We start from the raw sequence: 21,081 nt of genomic DNA on the forward strand, positions 1-21,081 counted from the left end.
GCAAGGCTAGGATGGAGGTCGTTTTCAAACATCAAAAGAAAGATCACAATTTCTTTAATTTGAATGAAAACTACAATGTATAAAAAAGGACTCAATTGAGTCCTTTTTTATTTTCAATTAATAAATTACAAACCTGTTAATAAAACTTTTGCAACTTCATTCATTAGAATTTCAGCAATATACAATGCAAGGAAGGCCAAAATCGGAGAAAGATCAATCATTCCCATGTTTGGCATAATTTTACGAAATGGGGCTAATAAAGGCTCAGCGAGTTCTTGGATCACTTCAATATAAGGTGAACGAGATTGGGTAAACATCACTACCCAACTTAAAATAATCGTTGCAAAAATTAAATAACGACAGAAGCGAATCAAATCCTGAATCATGGTGACAAAAGTTAAAATCAAAAGATGTACAGGGCTATTTGGCATAGCACCTTGCAAATACATGATTCCAAAAATTTTCAATAAATACAGAATAATCAATAATGCCAATGCAGCCGTATTCACACGTCCTTTAGCAACGGTTGGGAAGATGCGACTAAAAATATCTACAATTTTGGTCGCTTTCACTGTAGACAATACAACTGGATTATATGGACTCACCATTGCTAATTGCATTAAAAAACGAAAGAATACAAGCAAAATTGCGACGTTAATAATAATGCCAAAAATCTGCGCAGAATTTGCACCCATATCGGAATATTCCTAAATAAAATCAATAATTAAATTAATTATTTCGTGCTATCACTTAATTCTTGTGCTAACTCTTGACTACGCTTTTGTGCCGCAGCCAAGGCAGTTTGAATATTTTGTGAAATGTGTGCACGATCAAAAACTTCTAATGCCGCTTGTGTTGTACCATTTGGAGAAGTCACATTTTTGCGTAATTCAGCAGGCGTATTTGAGCTAGTAATTGCCATTTGTGCAGCACCCAAAGCCGTTTGTAACGTCAATGCCGTCGCCACTTTTTCATCCAAGCCCATGTTTTTGCCTGCACGAATCATACTTTCCATCATATAGAAGAAGTACGCAGGACCCGAACCTGAGACCGCAGTGACTGCATCAATTTGTGCTTCAGCACTCACCCAAATGGTTAAACCTGTCGCGGCTAAAACTTGGCTCGCTAAATCACGATCTTCACGAACAACATTATCTTGTGCAAACAAACCATGTGCACCTGTTTGTACCAATGCAGGCGTATTTGGCATGACACGAACAATACGTTCAGACCCTGTTAACGCTGCAATCGTTGCAATTTCAGCACCTGCTACAATCGAAATAATCAGTTTATTTTTAAACAAACCATTTAACGGTTTTAGCAAAGCCCCTAACACCTGTGGTTTTACGGCTAAAACAACAACATCTGCATTTTCAATTGCAACAACATTATCATCGGTGACGTGTACATCTTTCTCTTGTAATAGTTCACGTATTTTTTCTACAGGATCAGACACTGTAATCCGTGTTGCTGGGAGTCCACGGGTAATCAAGCCCCCGATCAGGGCTTGTGCCATATTGCCACCACCAATGAAAGTAATATTACAATTTAAAGCTGCACTCATGAATTACGCTCGTTTAACTTTTTGCTCGCTAAGACATTAAATTTGGCTGCCAACCATCGACTTCAACATAGTCCGATTGTGCTAACCAAAAACCTTTCGGTGTAAAAACACCAAGCATAACATTATCTATGCTTAATATTTGAATTGTATGACGCAACCACGGAAAAATTTGCTGATTTTGGATGGCTTTTTTTAACGGCCATGCCCCAACTCGTCCATACAAATGAATTTTTTCTCCGCCAACGCGATATTGCAAAGTCAGATTTGTGTTCAGCAACCTTGCCGATAGACCCATTTTTTCTGTTTGAATCTGAAAATGACCTGCTGCCACAGTCAAATGTTGCCCCATTTCATAACAAACTTCTGTCATATTTTGCTCAGGTACTTGCTTACTTGCAAGATAAACCTCAGCAGTTAAACGATATAAAACATTTTGAAATCGTAAATAATAAAATTGATTCCAATGCAAGGCAGCTTGGGCATCATTTTTTGAAGCAATCACTTCATGTTGTAATCGTTGCACCATTTCAAAACTCGGACGATAATCGCCTTCACCTTTCATCCAAACTGATAAAAGCTGTCGTTGCCGTGCTGGTGACAAAGTTACAAATTTTGCTAAATCTAATTGTTCAGCATCGCCACACCATGCTAAATCTTGCTTTAAAACCTCGTTCAAAATCTCATCAGCATCCTGCATCAATACACTCGTACGCGCCAAGGCCTGTTGCATTTTTGGGTAACGGCTTTGCAAAATATTCCAAAGTTCATGCCTACACCATGCTCGATCATAATGTGTATCGAGATTGGTCGGATCATTCACATAAGGAATATAAGTTTGTTCAACCCATTGGCAAATCTGCTCACGACTGATCTCTAAAAGGGGGCGCCAAATCGTCATTTTTTCACGAACATCGACAGGGTGCATCGCAGCCAAACCAGAGACACCTGCGCCCGAGAGTAAACGTAACATCAACGTTTCTGCTTGATCTTGCTGATGATGGGCAAGTACTAAAATTTCATTGGCTTGTAAATGTTTTAAATAGGCTTGATAACGTGCTTCTCGCGCTTGATTTTCAAGATTGCCTTTGGCAACACAAACATTTTCGATAATCGAGGGAATATTTAAAGATTGACATTGTTGAGCAACAAAATTTCCCCAGTCATCACTCATAGTTTGTAATTGATGATTAATATAAATGGCACGCACCTGTTGAGGACATAGTGCTGCCATTAAATACAACAGCAGCATGGAGTCCATGCCGCCGCTGCACCCAATTAAAAATCGGGTATTATTTTGAAATTGCTTAGATTGTTTTAAGAAGCCAGACCTAAATTGTCGCTGCCAAACTTCATTAAACGTTGGTAACGTGCTTCGCATCGCTCGTTAGCATCCATAGTTTGTAATTCATCAAGCGCTTGTTTTAACACATTTTTCAAAGATTCCATCACTTCCAATGGATGTAAATGTGCACCTTCGCCTTCATCAACGACATATTCAACAATACCCATTTTTTGCAATTTATCAGCAGTTAATGCCAATGCTTCACTCGCTTGTTCTGCTTTTTCAGCAGTTTTCCATAAAATCGAAGCACAGCCTTCAGGTGAAATCACTGAATAAATACTATGTGATAACATAATTACACGGTCAGCAACCCCAATGCCCAATGCACCGCCAGAACCACCTTCACCAAGCACAGTGGCAATGACAGGCACTTTTAAGCTTGAAAGCTGTGCCAAACTCGTTGCAATCGCTTCTGCTTGACCACGTTCTTCTGCACCAACACCTGGATATGCACCCATCGTATCAATAAAAGTAAATACAGGTAGATTAAAGCGTTCCGCCATATCAAGTAAACGCTGTGATTTACGATAGCCCTCAGGATTACACATCCCAAAGTTATGTTGTAATTTTTCACGCGTGCTGCGACCACGATGTTGCCCCACCACCATCACAGGTTGACCGTTAAAACGTGCTAAACCACCGACCATTGCACCATCGTCACCATAAAGACGATCGCCATGTAGCGTATCAAATTCTGTAAAAATTTCGCCTACATAATCCAAAAATTGCGGACGCTCTGGATGACGTGCAATTTGAACCGTTTTCCAAGCTTTAGATTGAGCAGCTTTATTTTTCATAAGTCGAGTATTATCCCTAATTCGCCGATGACTCACACCGAGAAATTTGTGTTAATCGATAAACTGTTCCGACTGAATATTCAATTCAATGTCCCAATGCTTAAATTGCACTTGCTCATCATGCAAATCGGCAACGAGCAATGGCCATTGTTTGGCATCACCAGAAACGCTGAGGTGCCATTGTTGCTCATTCTGAACTGTTAATTCAATGGCAGGAAGCATCTCATCACTACGACTGTGATTCAGTAAAACTGCAAGACGAAGCAATAAACAGAGGTAAATAAGCTTGTATCCACCTACTCTCATCACATCAATTTTACTGTCAGTACGCAATTTTCGACGATGATGAGCGACCAAATGTGACAAATGGTTTTGATCAATTTGTGAAAAACCAGGAATATCTGAATGCTGTAACAAATACGCACTGTGCTTATGATAACCACTGTGACTGATTGCTAAACCAATTTCATGTAAATATGCAGCACGACGCAATAAATCGCTATCATCATTATTTAAATCAAGTGCAACAGCCACACTATCAAATAAATACTGTGCAGTATCAACCACACGCTGTGCTTGTTTTAAGTCTGCGCTATAACGCCCAATCATCGCTTGGACACTGCGGTCACGAATATCTTCATGCTGAAAACGACCAAGCAAGTCGTACATTACACCTTCACGCAAAGCACCATCGGAATAGACCAGTTTATCGATATTTAAAATTTCAAATACTGCATACAAAATAGCGATACCTGCAGGTAAAACTGCACGACGATCTTCTTTTAAGCCATCAAATTCCATATCTGAAACATGTTTATATTTCAGCATTTTATCTTTGAGTTTTTCCAATCCTTCACGTGTCAGATTTTCCTGATCATCGCTCCACCCCATATTGACCGTAATCTGACGACACGCCTTAATTGTACCGCTCGAACCGACTACCGTGTCCCATCCTGCTGCTTTATATGTATTTGCAATCGAAGATAATTCTTTTCGTGCCGCGACAACAGCTTTGTCAAAAATTTTAGCGTTGATTTCGCCATCAGGGAAATAAGACTTGGTAAAAGCAACACAACCCATTTGTAAGGATTCTGTATGAATAGGTTCAAACTCTTCACCAATAATGAGCTCTGTCGAACCACCGCCAATATCAATCACCAAACGACGACCACTATTCGCCATCGTATGTGAAACACCTAGGTAAATTAAACGAGCCTCTTCACGCCCTGCAATAATTTCAATCGGTTTAGGTAAAATTTCTGCGGCTTTTTGAATAAACTCTTGACCATTTTTCGCTTGACGCAATGCATTGGTTGCCACAATACGTAAACGATTGGGTTGAACTGAACTTAAACGTCCTACAAATCGTGCTAAACACGCCAAGCCTCGCTGCTGCGCTGCTTCTGTTAAATTTTTATTTTCATCTAATCCAGCCGCAAGTTGAACTTTTTCTGACATTGATGCGACTTTTTTTACTTCACCATGATCGACACGAGCAATTGCCAAATGAAAGCTGTTTGACCCCATATCAATGGCAGCAAGTAATTCTTCATCAATTAAAAAATCAGACATTATTCATACAAACTCATTCAGAAGTATGCCTAGATTAATTCACCTAAAGACAATTGAAAAGCCATTTATCATGACAATTCACTGAGCCATTATTTTTTCTACATTTGTGACAATTGTATGACAATTTCAAGCCTCCGATTAGGCTTATCGTGAGCATCAATTAGACAAATCCACAATTAAGATCGAAAATTTACCTATTCCCCTACTTTGTAAGAGATGTCTATGTAATACTTATAGACATAGATGACATCTTTAAAATATTTTGGAGCAATATCCATGTCAGGCAATATCGTAAACACAACCGATGCCAACTTTGAAGCAGACGTTTTACAATCTGAAACTCCTGTACTTGTCGATTTTTGGGCAGGGTGGTGTGCACCATGTAAAGCCATTGCACCTGTACTTGAAGTTTTATCTGATGAATACCAAGGTAAAGTAAAAATCGTTAAAGTTGACGTAACTGCATGTGAAGCAACCGCAGTAAATTATAACATTCGCAACATTCCAGCATTGCTCATGTTTAAAAATGGCGAAGTTGTAGCACAACAAATCGGTGCGGTACCTAAGTCTAAATTGACTGCATTCATCGACGAAAACATCTAATTCAGTGTTTAAGCTTTCGTTATTCTTCAAAAATACGCTATAAAAATATGGCGTATTTTTCTTCTATACATTGACAATTTTAAAGTTCTCACTTATATTCCATGCATAAGAAATTTTGGGGTTTATTCCAATTTCTTACAACACAACACATAAGATCGCCGCTCGGCAACAGAAATTGTTTTACACATTTCTCCTCGAAAGAACTAATTAGATTCTGAGTTTTGTTATTGTGCAAATACAATTACACTCACCTATTGTACTGCGGGCGACTTTTGCTTCTTTCTATTATCTCTGTGTACCACACATCCTTAAATCAATCTGACCATCTATGAACTTAACTGAACTCAAGAAAAAACCGATTGGCGAACTCATTAAGATTGCGGAGTTTATGGGCCTTGAAGGAATGGCTCGTAACCGTAAACAAGACATTATTTTTGCCATCTTAAAACGCCATGCAATGAATGGCGAAGAAATTTTTGGTGATGGTGTTCTAGAAATTTTGTCTGATGGGTTTGGCTTCTTACGCTCGGCTGCTGGCTCTTACCTTGCAGGACCAGATGATATCTATGTGAGCCCGTCACAAATTCGCCGTTTTAACCTTAGAACTGGCGACACCATTACTGGTACAATTCGCCCACCAAAAGAAGGCGAACGCTATTTTGCTTTACTTAAAGTAAATCAAATTAACTATGACACACCTGAGAATTCACGTAATAAAATCTTATTTGAAAACTTAACACCTTTATTCCCGACTGAACAATTGATCATGGAATTAGGCAATGGTTCAACTGAGGATTTAACCGCACGTGTAGTTGATTTGATCGCACCGATTGGTAAAGGTCAACGTTCAATCATTGTTGCACCGCCAAAAGCCGGTAAAACAATGTTATTACAAAACATTGCACAATCTATCGTACGTAATAACCCTGAATGCTTCCTGATCGTTCTTCTCATTGATGAACGTCCTGAAGAAGTCACAGAAATGGAACGTACAGTACGTGGTGAAGTCGTTGCCTCTACATTTGATGAATCACCTGCTCGTCATGTACAAGTTGCTGAAATGGTGATTGAAAAAGCAAAACGCCTCGTCGAACATAAAAAAGATGTCGTGATTTTACTTGATTCAATCACGCGTCTCGCACGTGCCTATAACACGGTTATTCCGTCGTCAGGTAAAGTACTGACAGGTGGTGTAGATGCACATGCTTTAGAGCGTCCAAAACGTTTCTTTGGTGCGGCACGTAATATTGAAGAAGGTGGCTCTCTCACCATCATTTCTACTGCCTTGATTGAAACAGGCAGTAAAATGGATGAAGTGATCTATGAAGAATTCAAAGGTACAGGTAACCAAGAGATTACACTTGATCGCCGTATTGCTGAAAAACGCGTCTTCCCTGCGATGAATATCAAAAAATCAGGTACTCGTCGTGAAGAACGCTTAATGAGCGAAGAAAATCTACGCAAGGTTTGGATTTTACGTAAACTTTTACATACACAAGATGAATTAGCAGCGATGGAATTCCTACTTGACCGTATGAAAGAAACCAAAACCAATGATGATTTCTTTGATCAGATGAAGCGTAAAGCCACTAACTAAAATTTTATTTATCTTAAGAAGGCTATCTATAACGATAGCCTTTTTATTTGGTTGACTTTATTTACATAAAATTACATATACCATTGTAGATTGTTAATATGTATTACAAGCTATTGAATATTAATATTTTTAAATATTAATCCTTATATTTTTTAAGCAGTTAGATAGTAATAAACCAATATAAACGCTCAAATTAATTGTAAATACCTGTTAAAAAAACGTCATTTTCTAGTCATTTTTGCCATTTTTTTGATTTTGGGCAGTAGCAATTCTAAATGCGCAGTGATAGCATATTCGCATACCAGTTAGACTGCTATGCACAAAGCAAAAAACAGGCTAACTTGGGTTTTTTGTCTCAATTTATTTTATGAGAGTGATGCCATGTTATTCAAAAAAATCGCTATTGCTGCTGCAGTTGCTACTACTTTAGCTTTCGTTGGTTGTGCTAAAAAAACTGAAGAAGCTGCTGCTGACGCAAACGCTGCTGCTTCTCAAGCTGTAGAAGCTGCTTCTGAAGCTACTGCTGCTGCTGACGCTGCTGCTGCTTCTGCTGCAACTGACGTTGCTGCTGCAAGTGATGCTGCTGCTGACGCTACTGCTGCTGCTTCTGCTGCAACTGATGCTGCTGCTGACGCTACTGCTGCTGCTTCTGCTGCAAAATAATAATCACTTTAGATTATTATCAGAAAAAGAGAACCTTTGGTTCTCTTTTTTTATATCTTAAATTTAAAGATCAGAACCCAAAATACTCAATATTCAAAAGTATCAATATCAAAAACCTACTCTTAAGCTATACATATACATATTTTTTAAAAACTTAAGCTTTTTCTGAAATCCAATACACTTTTGAATATAACTGAACAGATAGGGAACCCTCCTACCTTCTTTCCATATCAAACTCAAAAAATTTCAATCAATACTTAACATCTGATATAAAAAAAGCCCTGTCATGTATACAGGGCTTTTTTTATAATAGAGAAAATTAATCCTCTTGTTCAGTACCAACACGTTGTCTAAATTTCTGACCCGCACGGAAAGTCACAACACGGCGTGCAGAAATTGGAATCTCTTCCCCAGTTTTTGGATTACGACCAGGGCGCTGACGTTTGTCACGCAATTCAAAATTACCAAATCCTGAAAGTTTCACTTGTTCGCCAGCAATCAATGCTTGGCTAATTTCATCAAAGAATAACTCAACCATTTGTTTTGCTTCACGACGATTTAAACTCGTAAGCTCACTTAAATGATCAGCCATTTCTGCTTTTGTTAATGCTGTCATGAGGCCCTCAATGTCGCTTCATAAGTGTCTTGCAACACTTGTATAATGTTGTCCATACCAGATTTTATTTCAGCATCTTCAAGTGTACGCGTTGGATGTTGCCATAATAATGCAAATGCTAGAGAGCGCTTGCCTTCTGCCACACCTTGACCTGTGTACACATCGAATAACCAAGTTGAGTCTAAGAGCTCACCACCCGTTTTTTCGATAAGTTGCTGAATTTCACTGACATTAATCTTATCACTAATTAAAACAGCAATATCACGTCTAACCGATGGAAATCGTGATAATTCTGTAAAATTAGATACATAAGTTTGCAAAACAACCAATTGATCGAGTTCTGCAACCCAAGTTGTTGCCAAATCTAGTTCATTTTCCAATGATGGATGTAAACGACCTAAATAACCAATCGATTTTCCAGCAACTAATATCTCAGCAGATTGTCCAGGATGCAACCATTCGCGCTCAGAACGCACATATTCAACCTGTACACGCGCAGCAGCAAGTAATTCCTCTACTTCACCTTTAAAGTCAAAGAAATCCATTGCTTGTGGTTTAGCATGCCATGATTCAGCTTGTTTAGCACCTGTGGCAATCATTGCCAATGTAGGAATCTGTTTAAGATCATCAATACCTTGTGCATCTTGATAATCAAAACGTAAGCCTAACTCAAAGAAACGCACACGGCTTTGTTGACGATTCACATTGTATTGTACACATGGAATCAAACTCGACAACAAAGTTGAACGCATAACAGCAAGATCACTTGAAATCGGGTTTGCTAAAGCCAAAGGATTTACTTGTGAATTCAACTGTTTTTCAAGTTTTAAATCTGCAAAGCTAAAGCTAATCGCTTCTTGGTAACCTAAAGTCACCAAAGTTTGACGTAATTGTGGCAATTCAAATTGATCTTGATGTTTCGCTAATTTCACATCGATCACAGGCAGGCTCATTTGAATATTGTCATAACCATGAATACGCGCTACTTCTTCGATTAAGTCTTGATAAATCACCATATCATAACGATGCGATGGTGGTACAACCACCCACTCACCTTGTGCTTTTACAGTCACGTCACAACCTAAACGTTGTAATGCATCAGTAATAAAGTCAGAGGCAACGGTATAACCTAATAACTGATCCACTTGTGCCTGATTCAGTTCAATCGCTTCACGTTTTGGCAATAAATCCGCTTGTTCAGCTACAGTGATTGGACCAAATTCACCACCTGCGAGTTCTTGAATTAACTGTGATGCACGATGCATCGCAAGCATTGGCAATTCAAAATCTACACCACGCTCATAACGCTGAGATGCATCGGTGTGTAAACCGAAACTACGGGCACGACCCGCAATATGAATAGGTTCAAAGAATGCTGACTCAAGGAAAATTTCAGTCGTTTCATCAGACACCGCTGAAGATAAACCACCCATGATGCCTGCAATTGCTAAAGCTTTGTTATCATCTGCAATGACCATGACATTTTCAGACAATTCAACTTCTTGCTCATTGAGTAAAACCAATTTTTCCTGAGCAGTTGCCTGACGAACATGCACTGAACCTTGAACTTTACCTCCATCAAAAGCATGTAAAGGTTGACCAAGTTCCATCAATACATAGTTGGTAATATCCACCAAAATGCTGTGCTGACGAATACCTGAACGAGCAAGCGCTTGTTCCATCCATGTAGGTGTAGGCGCTTTGGTATTTACATTTTTGATCACACGACCTAAATAACGTGGGCAACCTTCGGTTGTCACTACAACTTGCTTCTGATCTGCAATGGTTGCCGCAACTTCTTTAATTTCGGGTGCGGTTACAGCAAGTTGATTAATCACCCCAATTTCACGCGCAATACCACGGATACTAAAACAGTCACCACGGTTTGGGGTGATACTGATATCAATGACATTATCATCTAAATTTAAATATTCACGGATATTCACACCTACAGGTGCATCATCAGGAAGTTCTAACAAACCATCAATTTTATCTTCAAGATCAATTTCCGAAGCACCACACAACATGCCTTGTGATTCGATACCGCGTAGTTTGCCTTTCTTAATTTTGAAATCGCCGGGAAGCACTGCGCCAATCGTTGCAACAGGTGCTTTCATGCCTGCACGTACGTTTGGTGCACCACATACAATTTGTAATGGCTCACCTGAACCAATATTGACTGTAGTTACACGCAAACGGTCCGCATCGGGATGTTGTTCAACTGTCAGTACTTCACCCACAACCACACCTGTAAATGCTTTAGCCGCAGGTGTTAAATCATCAATTTCAAGACCTAACATGGTGAGTTGGTCAGATAAAGTTTCGCTATCAATAGCAGGGTTTACCCACGTGCGTAGCCAATTTTCGCTAATTTTCATTTCAAAAAACCTATTATTTCTAAATTTCCAATCCCTCTTCAACTTCGCTTTTTAGCAGCGAAGGCCCCTTCATCTCATGTTAAAGAACACCCCTCTCCTTTCAGGAGAGGTTAGGGAGAGGTATAAATTTGTTAAGCAAATTGGCGTAAGAAACGCACATCATTTTGATAGAACATACGTAAGTCATTGATGCCATAACGTAACATCGCAAAACGCTCTACCCCTAAACCAAAAGCAAAACCTTTATATTTCTCAGGATCAATGCCCGCAGCTTGTAATACATTTGGATGCACCATACCGCAACCTAAAACTTCAAGCCATTTACCACGTTCATCCATAATATCTACTTCTGCACTTGGCTCCGTAAATGGAAAATATGAAGGACGGAAACGTACTTTTAAATCTTTCTCAAAAAATTCATTCAGCAAGTTCACCAACAAGCCTTTTAATTCAGCAAAACTTGTGTTCTCAGCCACATACAAACCTTCGATTTGATGAAACATCGGTGAATGAGTTTGATCCGAGTCACAACGATAAACACGACCCGGGCAAACGATACGAATCGGTGGTTGTTGCGTTTCCATAGTACGAATTTGTACACCTGATGTGTGTGTACGTAGCAAATGTGTCGCATCAAAATAGAACGTATCATGCATCGCACGCGCAGGATGATGTCCCGGAATGTTTAATGCTTCAAAGTTATGGTAGTCATCTTCTACTTCAGGACCCGTCGCAACCGTAAATCCAGCTTTAGTAAAGAATTGACAAATACGCTCTTGAACTTGCGTCACAGGATGAATGCTACCAATAGTTTGCCCACGACCTGGCAAAGTAATATCAATCGTTTCACTTGCAAGCTTTTGTTCTAGTGCTGCTTTTTGTAATGCTGCTTGACGCTCAGTTAAGGCAGCGTTGATTGCTTCACGTACCGCATGAATTTGCGCACCAAAAGCTTTACGCTCTTCGGGATCCATTTTACCCAACGACTTAGATTGTTCCGCAAGCTGGCTTTTTTTCCCTGTAAATTGCACTCGCACTTGGTCGAGTGTAGCAAGGTCTTGAGCTGCTGCAATCGCAGCGAGCGCTTCAGTGGTCAGGGCTTCCAGTGACATAGTAACTCTCAAAGCAACAATTTAGAAAATAATATAACTGCATATTCTAACAGTTTTTATGCAGATGGATGAAGCTTCATAAACAGGAAAATCAAATTAGTATTTTTAAGTATAAAAAGTATAAGATAATCAGAATTTCATAAGAATGATGTCACCGAGATCAAGAACACATGGCACTTGACCCAATTTGGAAGCAACAACTCACGCTTGTCACTTATGGCAACGAATTTTTGTCCCAAGATTTAAGCTTTAATCAATGGGTCAATCACGCTATTTTTAATCAACACCGTCTGTATTTTCGAGATTTACTCAATCAACATTTATTGGCACAACATTTTCAAATATGGCTAGAAGGCTTAAAAAGACAAGGGGTTTATCGCCTTAGCTTACATAGCTCAAGCCTACTCAATGACGAAAAAAATCCAAATGCGAATGTAGAGCTCTTAGCAACGCCACACTTTATTATTAGTCATCATAAGCAACAGCATACAGCTTGGATTTTAGGTAAAGAATTGGCTGAATGGTACACTGCGGACAATGATTATGAAGTGCCGACAGCCCAACACAATAGTACCCGTCAGGAAACATTTTGGCGTTTTGAACTCAGCACAAAATATAATAAACCCATTGAGCAAGATTTAGCACAGCCGAATTGGGATGATATTCAGGTGTACACGGACAACGAGCTTTTTAATAGTAAATATGCACAAGGTTTTATTGAACCAAGTACAGTAACACTCCCTTATTTAGGTTTGAGTAAAGCTCAGTCTGCTCAAGAAAATACCAACAATCTTGCCTTATTTCCAAGTGCCTACTCAGCAGATTATGCACATGAAACGTTACATCGCTTAGAAGCTTTATCGACTTTTATTCAAAATAAAATGCAATATTCTTCAAATGATTTAGAACAAGAAATGAGTCCAGAAGAGCGAATGAATTTACGTCATTTTTCACAGAAACTTGATGATTTATACAGCAAATTTATTACCAAAGTTGCCAACCATTATCAATCAGCACGTTTAACGCCGAAACAAGCACCATCACCGTTTGAGGCAACAGGCACTGAAAATAAACAGCAACGTTTTAGTCAAAATTCGGAGTCCAAAGTTGGTAAATCAGGAGTTATGACTTTAATTGTCATGACTATTTTGATTTGTATCGCAGCATATTATTTTGGCTTGTAAATTTGCATTTTCAATAAAATCAAACCTTGTGAGCAAGCAGCATTAAAGTTGCTTCCTCACTTCCATCAATGCAAAACCTAACAGATTTAAACCTTTCCATTGCAATGGTTTTTCAGCATTTTTATCATCCGCAGCTAAACCAATGCCCCAAATTTTATCGACAGGCGATGCTTCGACCAACACACGATTTCCTGTGTGCAATAAATACTTTTTCAATTCCGCATTTTGCGAAAACTTCGCTAAATTACCTTGCACCACAATATCAAAACGATGCTTTAGCCATACATCTTCCTGATAATTTTTGACTTTTCGTCCCAAAGCTTTGGCTTCATTAGGATGATTTGCTTGAATAATGTTTTGAAAAATCTCTTCGTCCGCAAATAACCGTGCTTTTTGCGCCATCATAAAATGTTCAGCCGTTTTATAGTCGATCCCATCGACCTGAAAAGCCGCAGGATACCATTGGCTAAAACAGCTTTTATCCACAAGATCTTGTTGCTTGGGCGTATGCCCCCAAAAGCAAAGATATTTAAAGTTTTTTCCCTTTCTAAGGTCTTCTTGTAAATCTGTTAAATAGCGTTGATCTGACATATTATTATCCACTCTTGAGAAGATTCCACTGATAAAAAACTTCTGAAATTCCCTCACCATACTCAGGAATCGTTTGTTCATCTACCTAAATACCACCCATTTTTTCATAAAAATAGCGGCTTAAATTTTTATTCAAAACACCTAATCGTAAAATAGAATATTGATCTGGCTGTAAAGATTGATAGAACTGCTCAAACATGGCACGACCAATACCTTGCCCATGGATTCTTTTCAACAAATAAAATGCATGAATTTCTGCTATCGTTTGCTCAGGATTTAAATAACCATCTAAAAAACCGAAAATGACATCATCTTTCTCATACACCGTAATTCGATGCTGTTGATCAACAATTAACTTTTGCCAAAGTTGCTTACACCCCTCTGCACTTCGACTATCTAAAACTTCTTGTCTAATCATGCCTGTATAGGTCTCATGCCAACTATGTACATGATCTTGTGCAATCTGTTCAGCCTCATCAAGTATTGCAACATGAAAAAAGTAGCAAAAAAGCTACTTTTAATCATCTAATTTTTATCAATTAGTTAATTGGTTTTAACACGATGGTAATTTTATGCTCATCTGCATGTTGATTAATATAATGATTAATTGAAGCAACTTCGCCTTCAACTTCTGCATCTGCCCCATAAACTATTTTTAAATATTCACCTTCTCGCGGTAAGACATCTAAGTTAACATCTATTGTCCCTTGATCTAAACCTTGAATTGCAACAAGCATATGAAGCTCCTGATTTTATTATCGTTCTAATGTATTTGATTCAACTTTAAACAACTAGAATATTCCTGTTGATATTGTGTATATCTTGAGCAGTTTTAATCTTCATCATATTCGAGATCATCTTCATTGATATTCATAAAGTCTGGCGGTGGTGTTTCTTTAAACTGCACCGCTGGAATCATTTTTTGATTCAATAATTGAGCTTTTGCGACTCGATGCATACCATCCATCACTCGTCTATCTGCACATAAAATAATGGGATAATTTAGATCGGCATCTTGAATCAATTGAATATGCTCAATGATTTGTTGTGTAGTTGGATGTGTATCTGGGAACCAATACGCTTCGCTGAGTTCTTGAATATCTGCTAACTCAATATTTTGAATAGGAAAATTTTTACTCAATTCAATGAGATGATGTACATCCCAAATCAGCGTGTCTTCACCAACTTGGCGGAAATGATATTGTTTTCTCATTATTTTTTACGCATGCTATTACACAATCAAAAAACATAATAACAGGAAAAACACATGTATTTGGAAAGCGCTTATCGCCAAGTCGCTTTAGTGAGTTATGGCAATGAATTTTTGAGCGGCTCTGTCGATTCCGAAATTTTAGATCGCCATCCACTCCTTTTTACTCATTTTCCGATTTTACGTGATCTAGACACAGGGACTTTATTGGCTGGCTCAGCCTCACATCTACTCAATCATCTTAAAACTCAAGGGCTTTTTAAAATCAGCTTACATCTTGCTTCAGATGTATTAGAAGATATTACCGAATCTAAAATATTCGATCTAAAAACCACTGAAGATGACTTTTGTATTGTCTGTCATTTTCCAAACCAAATCTTTAAAGTTTTGATCTATGCTGAGGAAGAACCACTTTGGCAAGAATATGATGAAAATGGATTTCCACAGCAATCAAACTATAATAATTATCATGACAGTGTTGAAAACTACGTCTTAATGGATATATCTCATGATTATTCAGACAAAATTTTAGCAGATCTACAAGCTTTCTCATGGCAATCTTTTTATGATGATTATCAAGACTCCATCTACGCCTTTGAGATTTCCAAACGTTATGGAACCTTTCCTGTTCCATTAACAGAAAGTAATTGTTATGAAGGTAATTATTATCAAAAACAAGAACAGTTTCCTTTATTACCTTTTAGCTTAAAACGCAATTATGCCAGTAATTTAATCATCAATGCTGCCGCACTCACTCATGCTTTTCATGTTGAATCTCATGCTAAAAATGAATATGCAGCATATTGGCATATGTCTGAAAATGAAAGAAAAGAGTTTTCAAAAGCATCTCAGACCTTAGATGAGCTTTTCCCAATTTTGTTAAAGCATAGTGCTAATCATCATCAAGAGGTTGTACTCAATTCACAAACACAGCGATTTACACCCTTGATTACACCACCCAAAATCATAGCAAAATCACAAGATGATTCAGCTCACGATTCAAATATAACGAACACTGAACATATCGCGTTAGATGAAACACCGTCTGCATTTCACTGGGTTGGACTCATCAAGTTTTTATGGTTTATGTTATGGTGTTATTGTGCTCTATGGACATTGGCATATTTCACAGTACATTGGGGGAATATTTTCATTATTATCATTGCGTTATTTTATGCATTATACAAAGCCCTTAAAATAAAAGATGATCAATCAATATAAAATCAATCCATAAAAAAGACCGCAAAATAGCGGTCTTTTTCAATCATCAATGATGATTATGCAGCCAATGCACCTTTCGCTTTTTCAGCTAAAGCAGCAAATGCAACTGCGTCATGCATAGCGATGTCAGCAAGTACGCGACGGTCGATGATCACTTGCGCTTTTTTCAAGCCAGAAATCATACGGCTGTACGATAAACCATTTTGACGTGCGCCCGCATTGATACGTGCAATCCACAAAGCGCGGAATTGACGTTTCTTTTGACGACGGTCACGGTAAGCGTATTGACCTGCTTTGATTACCGCTTGGAACGCTACACGATAAACACGTGAACGCGCGCCATAGTAACCTTTAGCACGAGCAAGAATTTTTTTATGACGGCGATGAGCCTGTACACCACGTTTTACACGAGCCATTTATAATCTCCTTAGATGTATGGGCACATACGACGAACTGAATTCATGTCACTTACGTGAACCATGACACAACCGCGCAATTGACGAATACGTTTAGCAGATTTTTTGGTCAAAATGTGGCGTTTGAACGCTTGTTTACGCTTGAAACCGTTAGCAGTCGCTTTGAAACGCTTAGCTGCACCACGGCGAGTTTTTAACTTAGCCATAACAACCTCTTTAAACACCTGTTCGGCATGTTCGCACCATTGCGAGACAACCTGCAGGTAAGGGAGGCAATATTCTAAATCATCTGCGTATAAAACAAAAGCAATAACTTTTAAATTTAACTTTAAAACAGATGCAATGGCATGTACGCTTAAAATGATATTTCTAACCTAAACAATAAATACTTCAAAAAAATTTCCTTATAATCATCACATCATGATAATTTTGGAACATTATGAACCCTGCACAGGATGCATTCGCAGCGCTCCGCTACCGAGATTTCTCTATCGTCACCATTAACCAATTTTGTTTAACTTTAGCGATTTTGATTCAGGAAATTATTGTTGCTTATTCTTTATATCAAATTACCAAAGATCCCCTAACACTTGGTTTAATTGGTTTAGCTGAAGCAATTCCTTTCATCGCGCTTTCATTATGGGGTGGTTATTTCGCGGATAAATTCAACAAACAAATCATTATGAAAATTTGTTTATTTTTCGCCTTTCCTCTTCCACTGGTTTTATGGTGGTTATTTCATAGCTATGATCATGGGCATATCGGGATTCAGACATTATCATGGGGTATTTATGCCGTTATTTTTGGATTAGGTACAATTCGTGGTTTTTACAATCCCTCTGCAACATCGCTAAAGCCATTTCTCATTCCACGTGAGTTATATGCCAATGGTGCAACATGGACCACCATTGGTTGGCAAAGTGGCGTCATTATCGGTCCAATGCTCGGTGGTTTTATGTTGGCATGGCTCGGACGAGAAACCAGTTTATTATCGGTTGCTGTTTTACTGTTTATTTGCTTTTTCCTGATTTCACTTCTTAAAAAGCGCATTTTTCCTACGATGGAAAAAGATAATTTATGGGATAGTTTAAGTGAAGGTTTCCGTTTTATCTGGAAAACTAAAATCGTATTGTGGGCGATTTCACTTGATCTCGTATCTGTATTGTTCGGTGGTGTGATTGCTCTACTCCCGATATTTGCTGAAGATATTTTAAAAGTTGGTCCTGAAGGTTTAGGTTATTTACGTGCTGCTCCGTCTATTGGTGCACTTATCACCATGATTGCCCTCACTAAATTTCCACCGACACATCATGCATGGCGCAATATGTTACTTGCAGTCGCTGGTTTTGGTGTTTTTACCATTATTTTTGCATTTTCCGATACTTTATGGCTTTCACTCATTGCCTTAGCGATGACAGGTGCCTGTGACAGTATTTCTGTCGTTGTGCGTCAAACTATTTTACAGGTCTATCCACCTGAAAATATGCGTGGGCGTGTCGCTGCGGTAAATGGCATGTTTGTATCAAGCAGTAATGAACTGGGTGCTTTTGAGTCAGGTCTTGCAGCCAAATATATGGGAACGATTGCTGCTACTGTTTTTGGTGGTTGTATGACTATGGTTGTCGTTGCGATCAGTTGGGCAAAAACACAGGACTTATTCAAAGTCGATATTACCCAAGGTCATGATGATTTAAGAAAATAAACAGATATATTTTAAAGGGTAAATATTCATTTTGCCCTTTTTTATGGATGATTTATACTCCATTTTTCTCATTATTTTTACAATTTAAGATTTATTTTATGAAAATTAAAACTTTGATTTTACTGAGCAGTATTTTATGTGGCTATTCCTATGCCGATATCAATCTAAATAACAGCCCCAAAGAGGTTAAAGTACAACCTAGCGGCATTAGTTGGCTTAGAACTCCAAATATTGAATTTGAAGACACTGATCTAAAAGGTAAATCTCGTCAATTGCTTGCACATTTATATGTAAGTGAGATAGGCAAAGTGACTCAAGTCGAAATCATCAAAAGTACAGGCTTAGATCGTTTGGATCGAAAAATAAGTTCATCCTTAAAAAGTGCAAGATTTAAGCCGTATATAGAGAATGGTCAAGCCTCTTCATTCATTGCTGAAATACCTATTAATCTGAATACTAACTCTCCAAGTAGTATTTCACCTGAATGCAAAATAAAACTTCATTCAAATGCTTATGATGCTCAACACAAAGGCGAAAAAACCTCATTTAAATATGAACAAACTTTGCGATCTATCTACTTAGACAGAAATCTGTTCACTAAAACCAGTCCATCTATCTCCGTATCATTCACGATGAAAAAAAATACGATAACCCATCCAGAGATTAAAGAGATAGAAAGCTCTGGTAATCGATATATCGATGAACAAATCAAACAAATCATCTCCAATACCGCAGTTCAATCTAAAAAATCATGGTTTCCATTTTTTAAAATGACTGCTACAGATCAAATTCGTCTCGATAGCAGTGATTGTGAAAATGATTAAGCAATTAAAATAATCCTATATACAACAGGTAGATAAAAATATATCTGCCTGTCTTTGCTAGCGTGACAATCAATAAAAATCGCCAAAAACTTTCTTTCAGCAATCCAGCAATTAAAGTAATTGGATCTCCAATAATCGGCATCCAACTGAGAAATAACGACCAAAACCCATATTTTTGATAAGTCTTTTCGGCTTTTAACATATTCTGTTCAGTTACAGGAAACCATTTTTTATGTTTAAATTGCTCTATTTTTAAACCCAAGTACCAATTTATACACGAACCTAATATATTCCCTATAGATGCAATTAAAACCAATCCAAAAACTGAATATTTCTCTTGGGCTAATAAGCCAACTAACACTGCTTCAGACTGTAAAGGAAGTAAAGTCGCTGCACCAAACGCAGATAAAAACAGTAAAAAATATGCCATAAAATCAATCAAGATCCATGATCTAACCTATAAGCCTAGTGATTTTTTAGTTTTTAAATATTGAACATTTGCAGCAATAATTGCCACAATTATCACCACTATACGCGCCCAAGAATAACGCTGAGCAATCGGATCAATCAGGGCACGTAATGCCGATCTATCTTGCACTTTCACATCAGGTAATAAATTTTGAATATGAACCACTTCCACAACATACAACACTGAACATAGGGCGATCCCCATAATTATGCACCAATAAACTTTAGGATTTTTTTCTAAAATAAGGGTGAGATTTAAAAAGAATGCTTTCATCGTTCATATCCAACATTAAAAAACCACCGTAGCAGGTGGTTCAGCAGTGTAGCATATTCTGGTTTTAGACTTTGATCGATAATGCTCGCTGTACTGCGGGACGTGCCGTCATACGTTCTACATACGCTTTCACATAAGGATAATCATCTAAATTAATTTGTTGCCACTCATGACGTAAGATCCAAGGTAAGATCGCCATATCAGCAATTGAATATTCTCCTGCGACAAATTTTTGCCCAATTAACTGCTTGTTTAAAACTGAATATAAGCGTTGCGTTTCACTCACAAAACGATCTATAGCATAAGGCACTTGCTCTTTAGCAAAACGACTAAAATGATGGTTCTGTCCTAACATTGGACCAAACCCGCCCATTTGCCACATCAACCATTGCTCTACTTCAACACGATCCTGTTCGTTTTCAGGATAATATAATCCTGTTTTACGACCTAAATATTGTAAAATTGCACCTGATTCAAAAACTGAAATCGCCTCACCATTTGGTCCATTTTGATCAACAATCGCAGGAATTTTATTATTTGGCGAAATACGTAAAAAATCAGGTTGAAATTGATCATTTTCCAAAATATTAATTGGAAAAATTTGATAATCTAAGCCCATTTCCTCAAGTGCAATGGTTATTTTATGTCCATTGGGTGTTCCCCAATAATAAAGATCAATCATTTTAAAATTATTCTCCATACACCGTAGATGGTGGCTCTTTACACACCTTAATAGATTTAAAAAGAAACAACAAGTTTTGCAAATTAAAAATAATTTCCTATAATTATCATATATATAAAAAGTTTATTTAAAAAAATAGATATTTTACTTGAATTTTTTAAACTCAAACACATATTAATTATTGTGTTAGAAATGACGATTTTTAACATTCTGTCGATGTTTATACATGGCAGGTTTAATTTTATCTTCTTATTTTTAAAACTTT

24 protein-coding genes are annotated in these 21,081 nt (G+C 37.8%); 7 read left to right on the plus strand and 17 right to left on the minus strand.

Annotation, left to right across the window (positions count from 1 at the left end; translation table 11 throughout):
* Positions 1-125: 125 nt before the first annotated feature.
* From HUV91_RS13030 to ppx, 5 genes are read right to left on the minus strand one after another with little or no spacing between them, the layout of a single operon-like run.
* Positions 126-695, minus strand: coding sequence for a YggT family protein (locus tag HUV91_RS13030; protein ID WP_174493696.1), 570 nt, complete (start codon positions 693-695; stop codon positions 126-128).
* 38 nt (positions 696-733) lie between these two features.
* On the minus strand, positions 734-1,564 hold the full coding sequence (proC, locus tag HUV91_RS13035) for a pyrroline-5-carboxylate reductase (RefSeq protein WP_174493697.1): 831 nt from the start codon (positions 1,562-1,564) through the stop codon (positions 734-736).
* A 28-nt stretch (positions 1,565-1,592) separates the two neighbouring features.
* Positions 1,593-2,942 carry a tRNA lysidine(34) synthetase TilS gene (gene tilS, locus HUV91_RS13040; RefSeq protein WP_174493698.1) on the minus strand — a complete coding sequence of 450 codons (1,350 nt, stop codon included), beginning with the start codon at positions 2,940-2,942 and terminating at the stop codon, positions 1,593-1,595.
* Positions 2,879-3,703, minus strand: coding sequence for an acetyl-CoA carboxylase carboxyltransferase subunit alpha (locus HUV91_RS13045; RefSeq protein ID WP_130071995.1), 825 nt, complete (start codon positions 3,701-3,703; stop codon positions 2,879-2,881). The genes tilS and HUV91_RS13045 overlap by 64 nt, the downstream gene beginning before the upstream one ends.
* A gap of 51 nt (positions 3,704-3,754) precedes the next feature.
* Positions 3,755-5,275: an exopolyphosphatase gene (ppx, locus tag HUV91_RS13050; RefSeq protein WP_174493699.1), complete on the minus strand. Its 1,521-nt coding sequence runs from the start codon at positions 5,273-5,275 to the stop codon at positions 3,755-3,757.
* A gap of 276 nt (positions 5,276-5,551) precedes the next feature.
* Here ppx and trxA point away from each other — a divergent pair, with 276 nt between their 5' ends.
* From trxA to HUV91_RS13065, 3 genes are all read left to right on the plus strand, one after another.
* A complete protein-coding gene (trxA, locus tag HUV91_RS13055; RefSeq protein WP_130071997.1) occupies positions 5,552-5,878 on the plus strand; it encodes a thioredoxin in 327 nt (108 codons plus the stop codon).
* A 328-nt stretch (positions 5,879-6,206) separates the two neighbouring features.
* Positions 6,207-7,475, plus strand: a complete 1,269-nt coding sequence (gene rho, locus HUV91_RS13060; RefSeq protein ID WP_111859432.1) for a transcription termination factor Rho — start codon at positions 6,207-6,209, stop codon at positions 7,473-7,475.
* A gap of 381 nt (positions 7,476-7,856) precedes the next feature.
* Positions 7,857-8,138, plus strand: a complete 282-nt coding sequence (locus HUV91_RS13065) for a hypothetical protein (protein WP_130071998.1) — start codon at positions 7,857-7,859, stop codon at positions 8,136-8,138.
* Between the two features lie 319 nt (positions 8,139-8,457).
* On the opposite strand, the gene HUV91_RS13070 is transcribed toward HUV91_RS13065, so the two are convergent.
* From HUV91_RS13070 to pheS, 3 genes are all read right to left on the minus strand, one after another.
* Positions 8,458-8,754 carry an integration host factor subunit alpha gene (locus HUV91_RS13070; RefSeq protein WP_004723042.1) on the minus strand — a complete coding sequence of 99 codons (297 nt, stop codon included), beginning with the start codon at positions 8,752-8,754 and terminating at the stop codon, positions 8,458-8,460.
* Positions 8,751-11,132: a phenylalanine--tRNA ligase subunit beta gene (gene pheT, locus HUV91_RS13075; protein ID WP_174493700.1), complete on the minus strand. Its 2,382-nt coding sequence runs from the start codon at positions 11,130-11,132 to the stop codon at positions 8,751-8,753. Before pheT ends, HUV91_RS13070 begins: the two co-directional genes overlap by 4 nt.
* Positions 11,133-11,263: 131 nt before the next feature.
* Positions 11,264-12,244, minus strand: coding sequence for a phenylalanine--tRNA ligase subunit alpha (gene pheS / locus HUV91_RS13080; RefSeq protein ID WP_130072000.1), 981 nt, complete (start codon positions 12,242-12,244; stop codon positions 11,264-11,266).
* 170 nt (positions 12,245-12,414) lie between these two features.
* Here pheS and HUV91_RS13085 point away from each other — a divergent pair, with 170 nt between their 5' ends.
* Complete coding sequence (locus HUV91_RS13085; protein ID WP_130072001.1) at positions 12,415-13,428, plus strand: hypothetical protein; 1,014 nt, start codon at positions 12,415-12,417, stop codon at positions 13,426-13,428.
* 42 nt (positions 13,429-13,470) lie between these two features.
* On the opposite strand, the gene HUV91_RS13090 is transcribed toward HUV91_RS13085, so the two are convergent.
* From HUV91_RS13090 to HUV91_RS13105, 4 genes are all read right to left on the minus strand, one after another.
* The gene (locus HUV91_RS13090; RefSeq protein ID WP_174493701.1) at positions 13,471-14,019 is read right to left on the minus strand and encodes an NADAR family protein; all 549 of its coding nucleotides are present in this window, start codon (positions 14,017-14,019) and stop codon (positions 13,471-13,473) included.
* A gap of 85 nt (positions 14,020-14,104) precedes the next feature.
* Entirely contained in the window at positions 14,105-14,437 is a 333-nt protein-coding gene (locus HUV91_RS13095) for a GNAT family N-acetyltransferase (RefSeq protein WP_286433712.1), read from the minus strand.
* Positions 14,438-14,558: 121 nt separating this feature from the next.
* Positions 14,559-14,756: a hypothetical protein gene (locus HUV91_RS13100; protein WP_130072003.1), complete on the minus strand. Its 198-nt coding sequence runs from the start codon at positions 14,754-14,756 to the stop codon at positions 14,559-14,561.
* A gap of 95 nt (positions 14,757-14,851) precedes the next feature.
* A complete protein-coding gene (locus tag HUV91_RS13105) occupies positions 14,852-15,232 on the minus strand; it encodes a hypothetical protein (RefSeq protein WP_174493702.1) in 381 nt (126 codons plus the stop codon).
* Positions 15,233-15,286: 54 nt separating this feature from the next.
* On the opposite strand from HUV91_RS13105, the gene HUV91_RS13110 reads away from it, so the two are divergent.
* Positions 15,287-16,450, plus strand: a complete 1,164-nt coding sequence (locus tag HUV91_RS13110; protein WP_174493703.1) for a hypothetical protein — start codon at positions 15,287-15,289, stop codon at positions 16,448-16,450.
* Positions 16,451-16,506: 56 nt separating this feature from the next.
* On the opposite strand, the gene rplT is transcribed toward HUV91_RS13110, so the two are convergent.
* Together rplT and rpmI are read right to left on the minus strand one after the other, a co-directional pair.
* The gene (rplT, locus tag HUV91_RS13115; protein WP_120401613.1) at positions 16,507-16,866 is read right to left on the minus strand and encodes a 50S ribosomal protein L20; all 360 of its coding nucleotides are present in this window, start codon (positions 16,864-16,866) and stop codon (positions 16,507-16,509) included.
* 11 nt (positions 16,867-16,877) lie between these two features.
* Positions 16,878-17,072 (minus strand): 50S ribosomal protein L35, encoded by a 195-nt coding sequence (rpmI, locus tag HUV91_RS13120; RefSeq protein ID WP_002054552.1) that lies wholly within the window; start codon positions 17,070-17,072, stop codon positions 16,878-16,880.
* Between the two features lie 233 nt (positions 17,073-17,305).
* Here rpmI and HUV91_RS13125 point away from each other — a divergent pair, with 233 nt between their 5' ends.
* Positions 17,306-18,568 carry an MFS transporter gene (locus HUV91_RS13125; RefSeq protein WP_174493704.1) on the plus strand — a complete coding sequence of 421 codons (1,263 nt, stop codon included), beginning with the start codon at positions 17,306-17,308 and terminating at the stop codon, positions 18,566-18,568.
* A 98-nt stretch (positions 18,569-18,666) separates the two neighbouring features.
* Positions 18,667-19,392, plus strand: a complete 726-nt coding sequence (locus HUV91_RS13130; RefSeq protein ID WP_174493705.1) for an energy transducer TonB — start codon at positions 18,667-18,669, stop codon at positions 19,390-19,392.
* A 4-nt stretch (positions 19,393-19,396) separates the two neighbouring features.
* Here the strand turns inward: HUV91_RS13130 and HUV91_RS13135 are convergent, their stop codons facing one another.
* The 3 genes from HUV91_RS13135 to HUV91_RS13145 all read right to left on the minus strand — a co-directional run bounded on the left by HUV91_RS13135 (position 19,397) and on the right by HUV91_RS13145 (position 20,816).
* Positions 19,397-19,822: a YqaA family protein gene (locus tag HUV91_RS13135; RefSeq protein WP_130072008.1), complete on the minus strand. Its 426-nt coding sequence runs from the start codon at positions 19,820-19,822 to the stop codon at positions 19,397-19,399.
* 27 nt (positions 19,823-19,849) lie between these two features.
* The gene (locus tag HUV91_RS13140; RefSeq protein WP_174493706.1) at positions 19,850-20,134 is read right to left on the minus strand and encodes a hypothetical protein; all 285 of its coding nucleotides are present in this window, start codon (positions 20,132-20,134) and stop codon (positions 19,850-19,852) included.
* Positions 20,135-20,198: 64 nt separating this feature from the next.
* Positions 20,199-20,816: a glutathione S-transferase N-terminal domain-containing protein gene (locus tag HUV91_RS13145; RefSeq protein WP_130072010.1), complete on the minus strand. Its 618-nt coding sequence runs from the start codon at positions 20,814-20,816 to the stop codon at positions 20,199-20,201.
* Positions 20,817-21,081 lie beyond the last annotated feature (265 nt).

Source organism: Acinetobacter sp. Marseille-Q1623 (genome assembly GCF_902809895.1).
GTDB lineage: Bacteria > Pseudomonadota > Gammaproteobacteria > Pseudomonadales > Moraxellaceae > Acinetobacter > Acinetobacter piscicola_A.

What these genes read in the sequence shown, in the direction of transcription:
- rpmI (WP_002054552.1), bottom strand. Translation starts at nt 17,072, where the DNA reads ATGGCTAAGTTAAAAACTCGCCGTGGTGCAGCTAAGCGTTTCAAAGCG.
- rplT (WP_120401613.1), bottom strand. Translation starts at nt 16,866, where the DNA reads ATGGCTCGTGTAAAACGTGGTGTACAGGCTCATCGCCGTCATAAAAAA.
- HUV91_RS13130 (WP_174493705.1), top strand. Translation starts at nt 18,667, where the DNA reads ATGAAAATTAAAACTTTGATTTTACTGAGCAGTATTTTATGTGGCTAT.
- HUV91_RS13125 (WP_174493704.1), top strand. Translation starts at nt 17,306, where the DNA reads ATGAACCCTGCACAGGATGCATTCGCAGCGCTCCGCTACCGAGATTTC.
- HUV91_RS13145 (WP_130072010.1), bottom strand. Translation starts at nt 20,816, where the DNA reads ATGATTGATCTTTATTATTGGGGAACACCCAATGGACATAAAATAACC.
- HUV91_RS13095 (WP_286433712.1), bottom strand. Translation starts at nt 14,437, where the DNA reads ATGATTAGACAAGAAGTTTTAGATAGTCGAAGTGCAGAGGGGTGTAAG.
- pheT (WP_174493700.1), bottom strand. Translation starts at nt 11,132, where the DNA reads ATGAAAATTAGCGAAAATTGGCTACGCACGTGGGTAAACCCTGCTATT.
- ppx (WP_174493699.1), bottom strand. Translation starts at nt 5,275, where the DNA reads ATGTCTGATTTTTTAATTGATGAAGAATTACTTGCTGCCATTGATATG.
- HUV91_RS13045 (WP_130071995.1), bottom strand. Translation starts at nt 3,703, where the DNA reads ATGAAAAATAAAGCTGCTCAATCTAAAGCTTGGAAAACGGTTCAAATT.
- HUV91_RS13065 (WP_130071998.1), top strand. Translation starts at nt 7,857, where the DNA reads ATGTTATTCAAAAAAATCGCTATTGCTGCTGCAGTTGCTACTACTTTA.
- proC (WP_174493697.1), bottom strand. Translation starts at nt 1,564, where the DNA reads ATGAGTGCAGCTTTAAATTGTAATATTACTTTCATTGGTGGTGGCAAT.
- HUV91_RS13030 (WP_174493696.1), bottom strand. Translation starts at nt 695, where the DNA reads ATGGGTGCAAATTCTGCGCAGATTTTTGGCATTATTATTAACGTCGCA.
- HUV91_RS13090 (WP_174493701.1), bottom strand. Translation starts at nt 14,019, where the DNA reads ATGTCAGATCAACGCTATTTAACAGATTTACAAGAAGACCTTAGAAAG.
- tilS (WP_174493698.1), bottom strand. Translation starts at nt 2,942, where the DNA reads ATGCGAAGCACGTTACCAACGTTTAATGAAGTTTGGCAGCGACAATTT.
- trxA (WP_130071997.1), top strand. Translation starts at nt 5,552, where the DNA reads ATGTCAGGCAATATCGTAAACACAACCGATGCCAACTTTGAAGCAGAC.
- rho (WP_111859432.1), top strand. Translation starts at nt 6,207, where the DNA reads ATGAACTTAACTGAACTCAAGAAAAAACCGATTGGCGAACTCATTAAG.
- HUV91_RS13140 (WP_174493706.1), bottom strand. Translation starts at nt 20,134, where the DNA reads ATGAAAGCATTCTTTTTAAATCTCACCCTTATTTTAGAAAAAAATCCT.
- HUV91_RS13135 (WP_130072008.1), bottom strand. Translation starts at nt 19,822, where the DNA reads ATGGCATATTTTTTACTGTTTTTATCTGCGTTTGGTGCAGCGACTTTA.
- HUV91_RS13105 (WP_174493702.1), bottom strand. Translation starts at nt 15,232, where the DNA reads ATGAGAAAACAATATCATTTCCGCCAAGTTGGTGAAGACACGCTGATT.
- HUV91_RS13110 (WP_174493703.1), top strand. Translation starts at nt 15,287, where the DNA reads ATGTATTTGGAAAGCGCTTATCGCCAAGTCGCTTTAGTGAGTTATGGC.
- HUV91_RS13070 (WP_004723042.1), bottom strand. Translation starts at nt 8,754, where the DNA reads ATGACAGCATTAACAAAAGCAGAAATGGCTGATCATTTAAGTGAGCTT.
- pheS (WP_130072000.1), bottom strand. Translation starts at nt 12,244, where the DNA reads ATGTCACTGGAAGCCCTGACCACTGAAGCGCTCGCTGCGATTGCAGCA.
- HUV91_RS13100 (WP_130072003.1), bottom strand. Translation starts at nt 14,756, where the DNA reads ATGCTTGTTGCAATTCAAGGTTTAGATCAAGGGACAATAGATGTTAAC.
- HUV91_RS13085 (WP_130072001.1), top strand. Translation starts at nt 12,415, where the DNA reads ATGGCACTTGACCCAATTTGGAAGCAACAACTCACGCTTGTCACTTAT.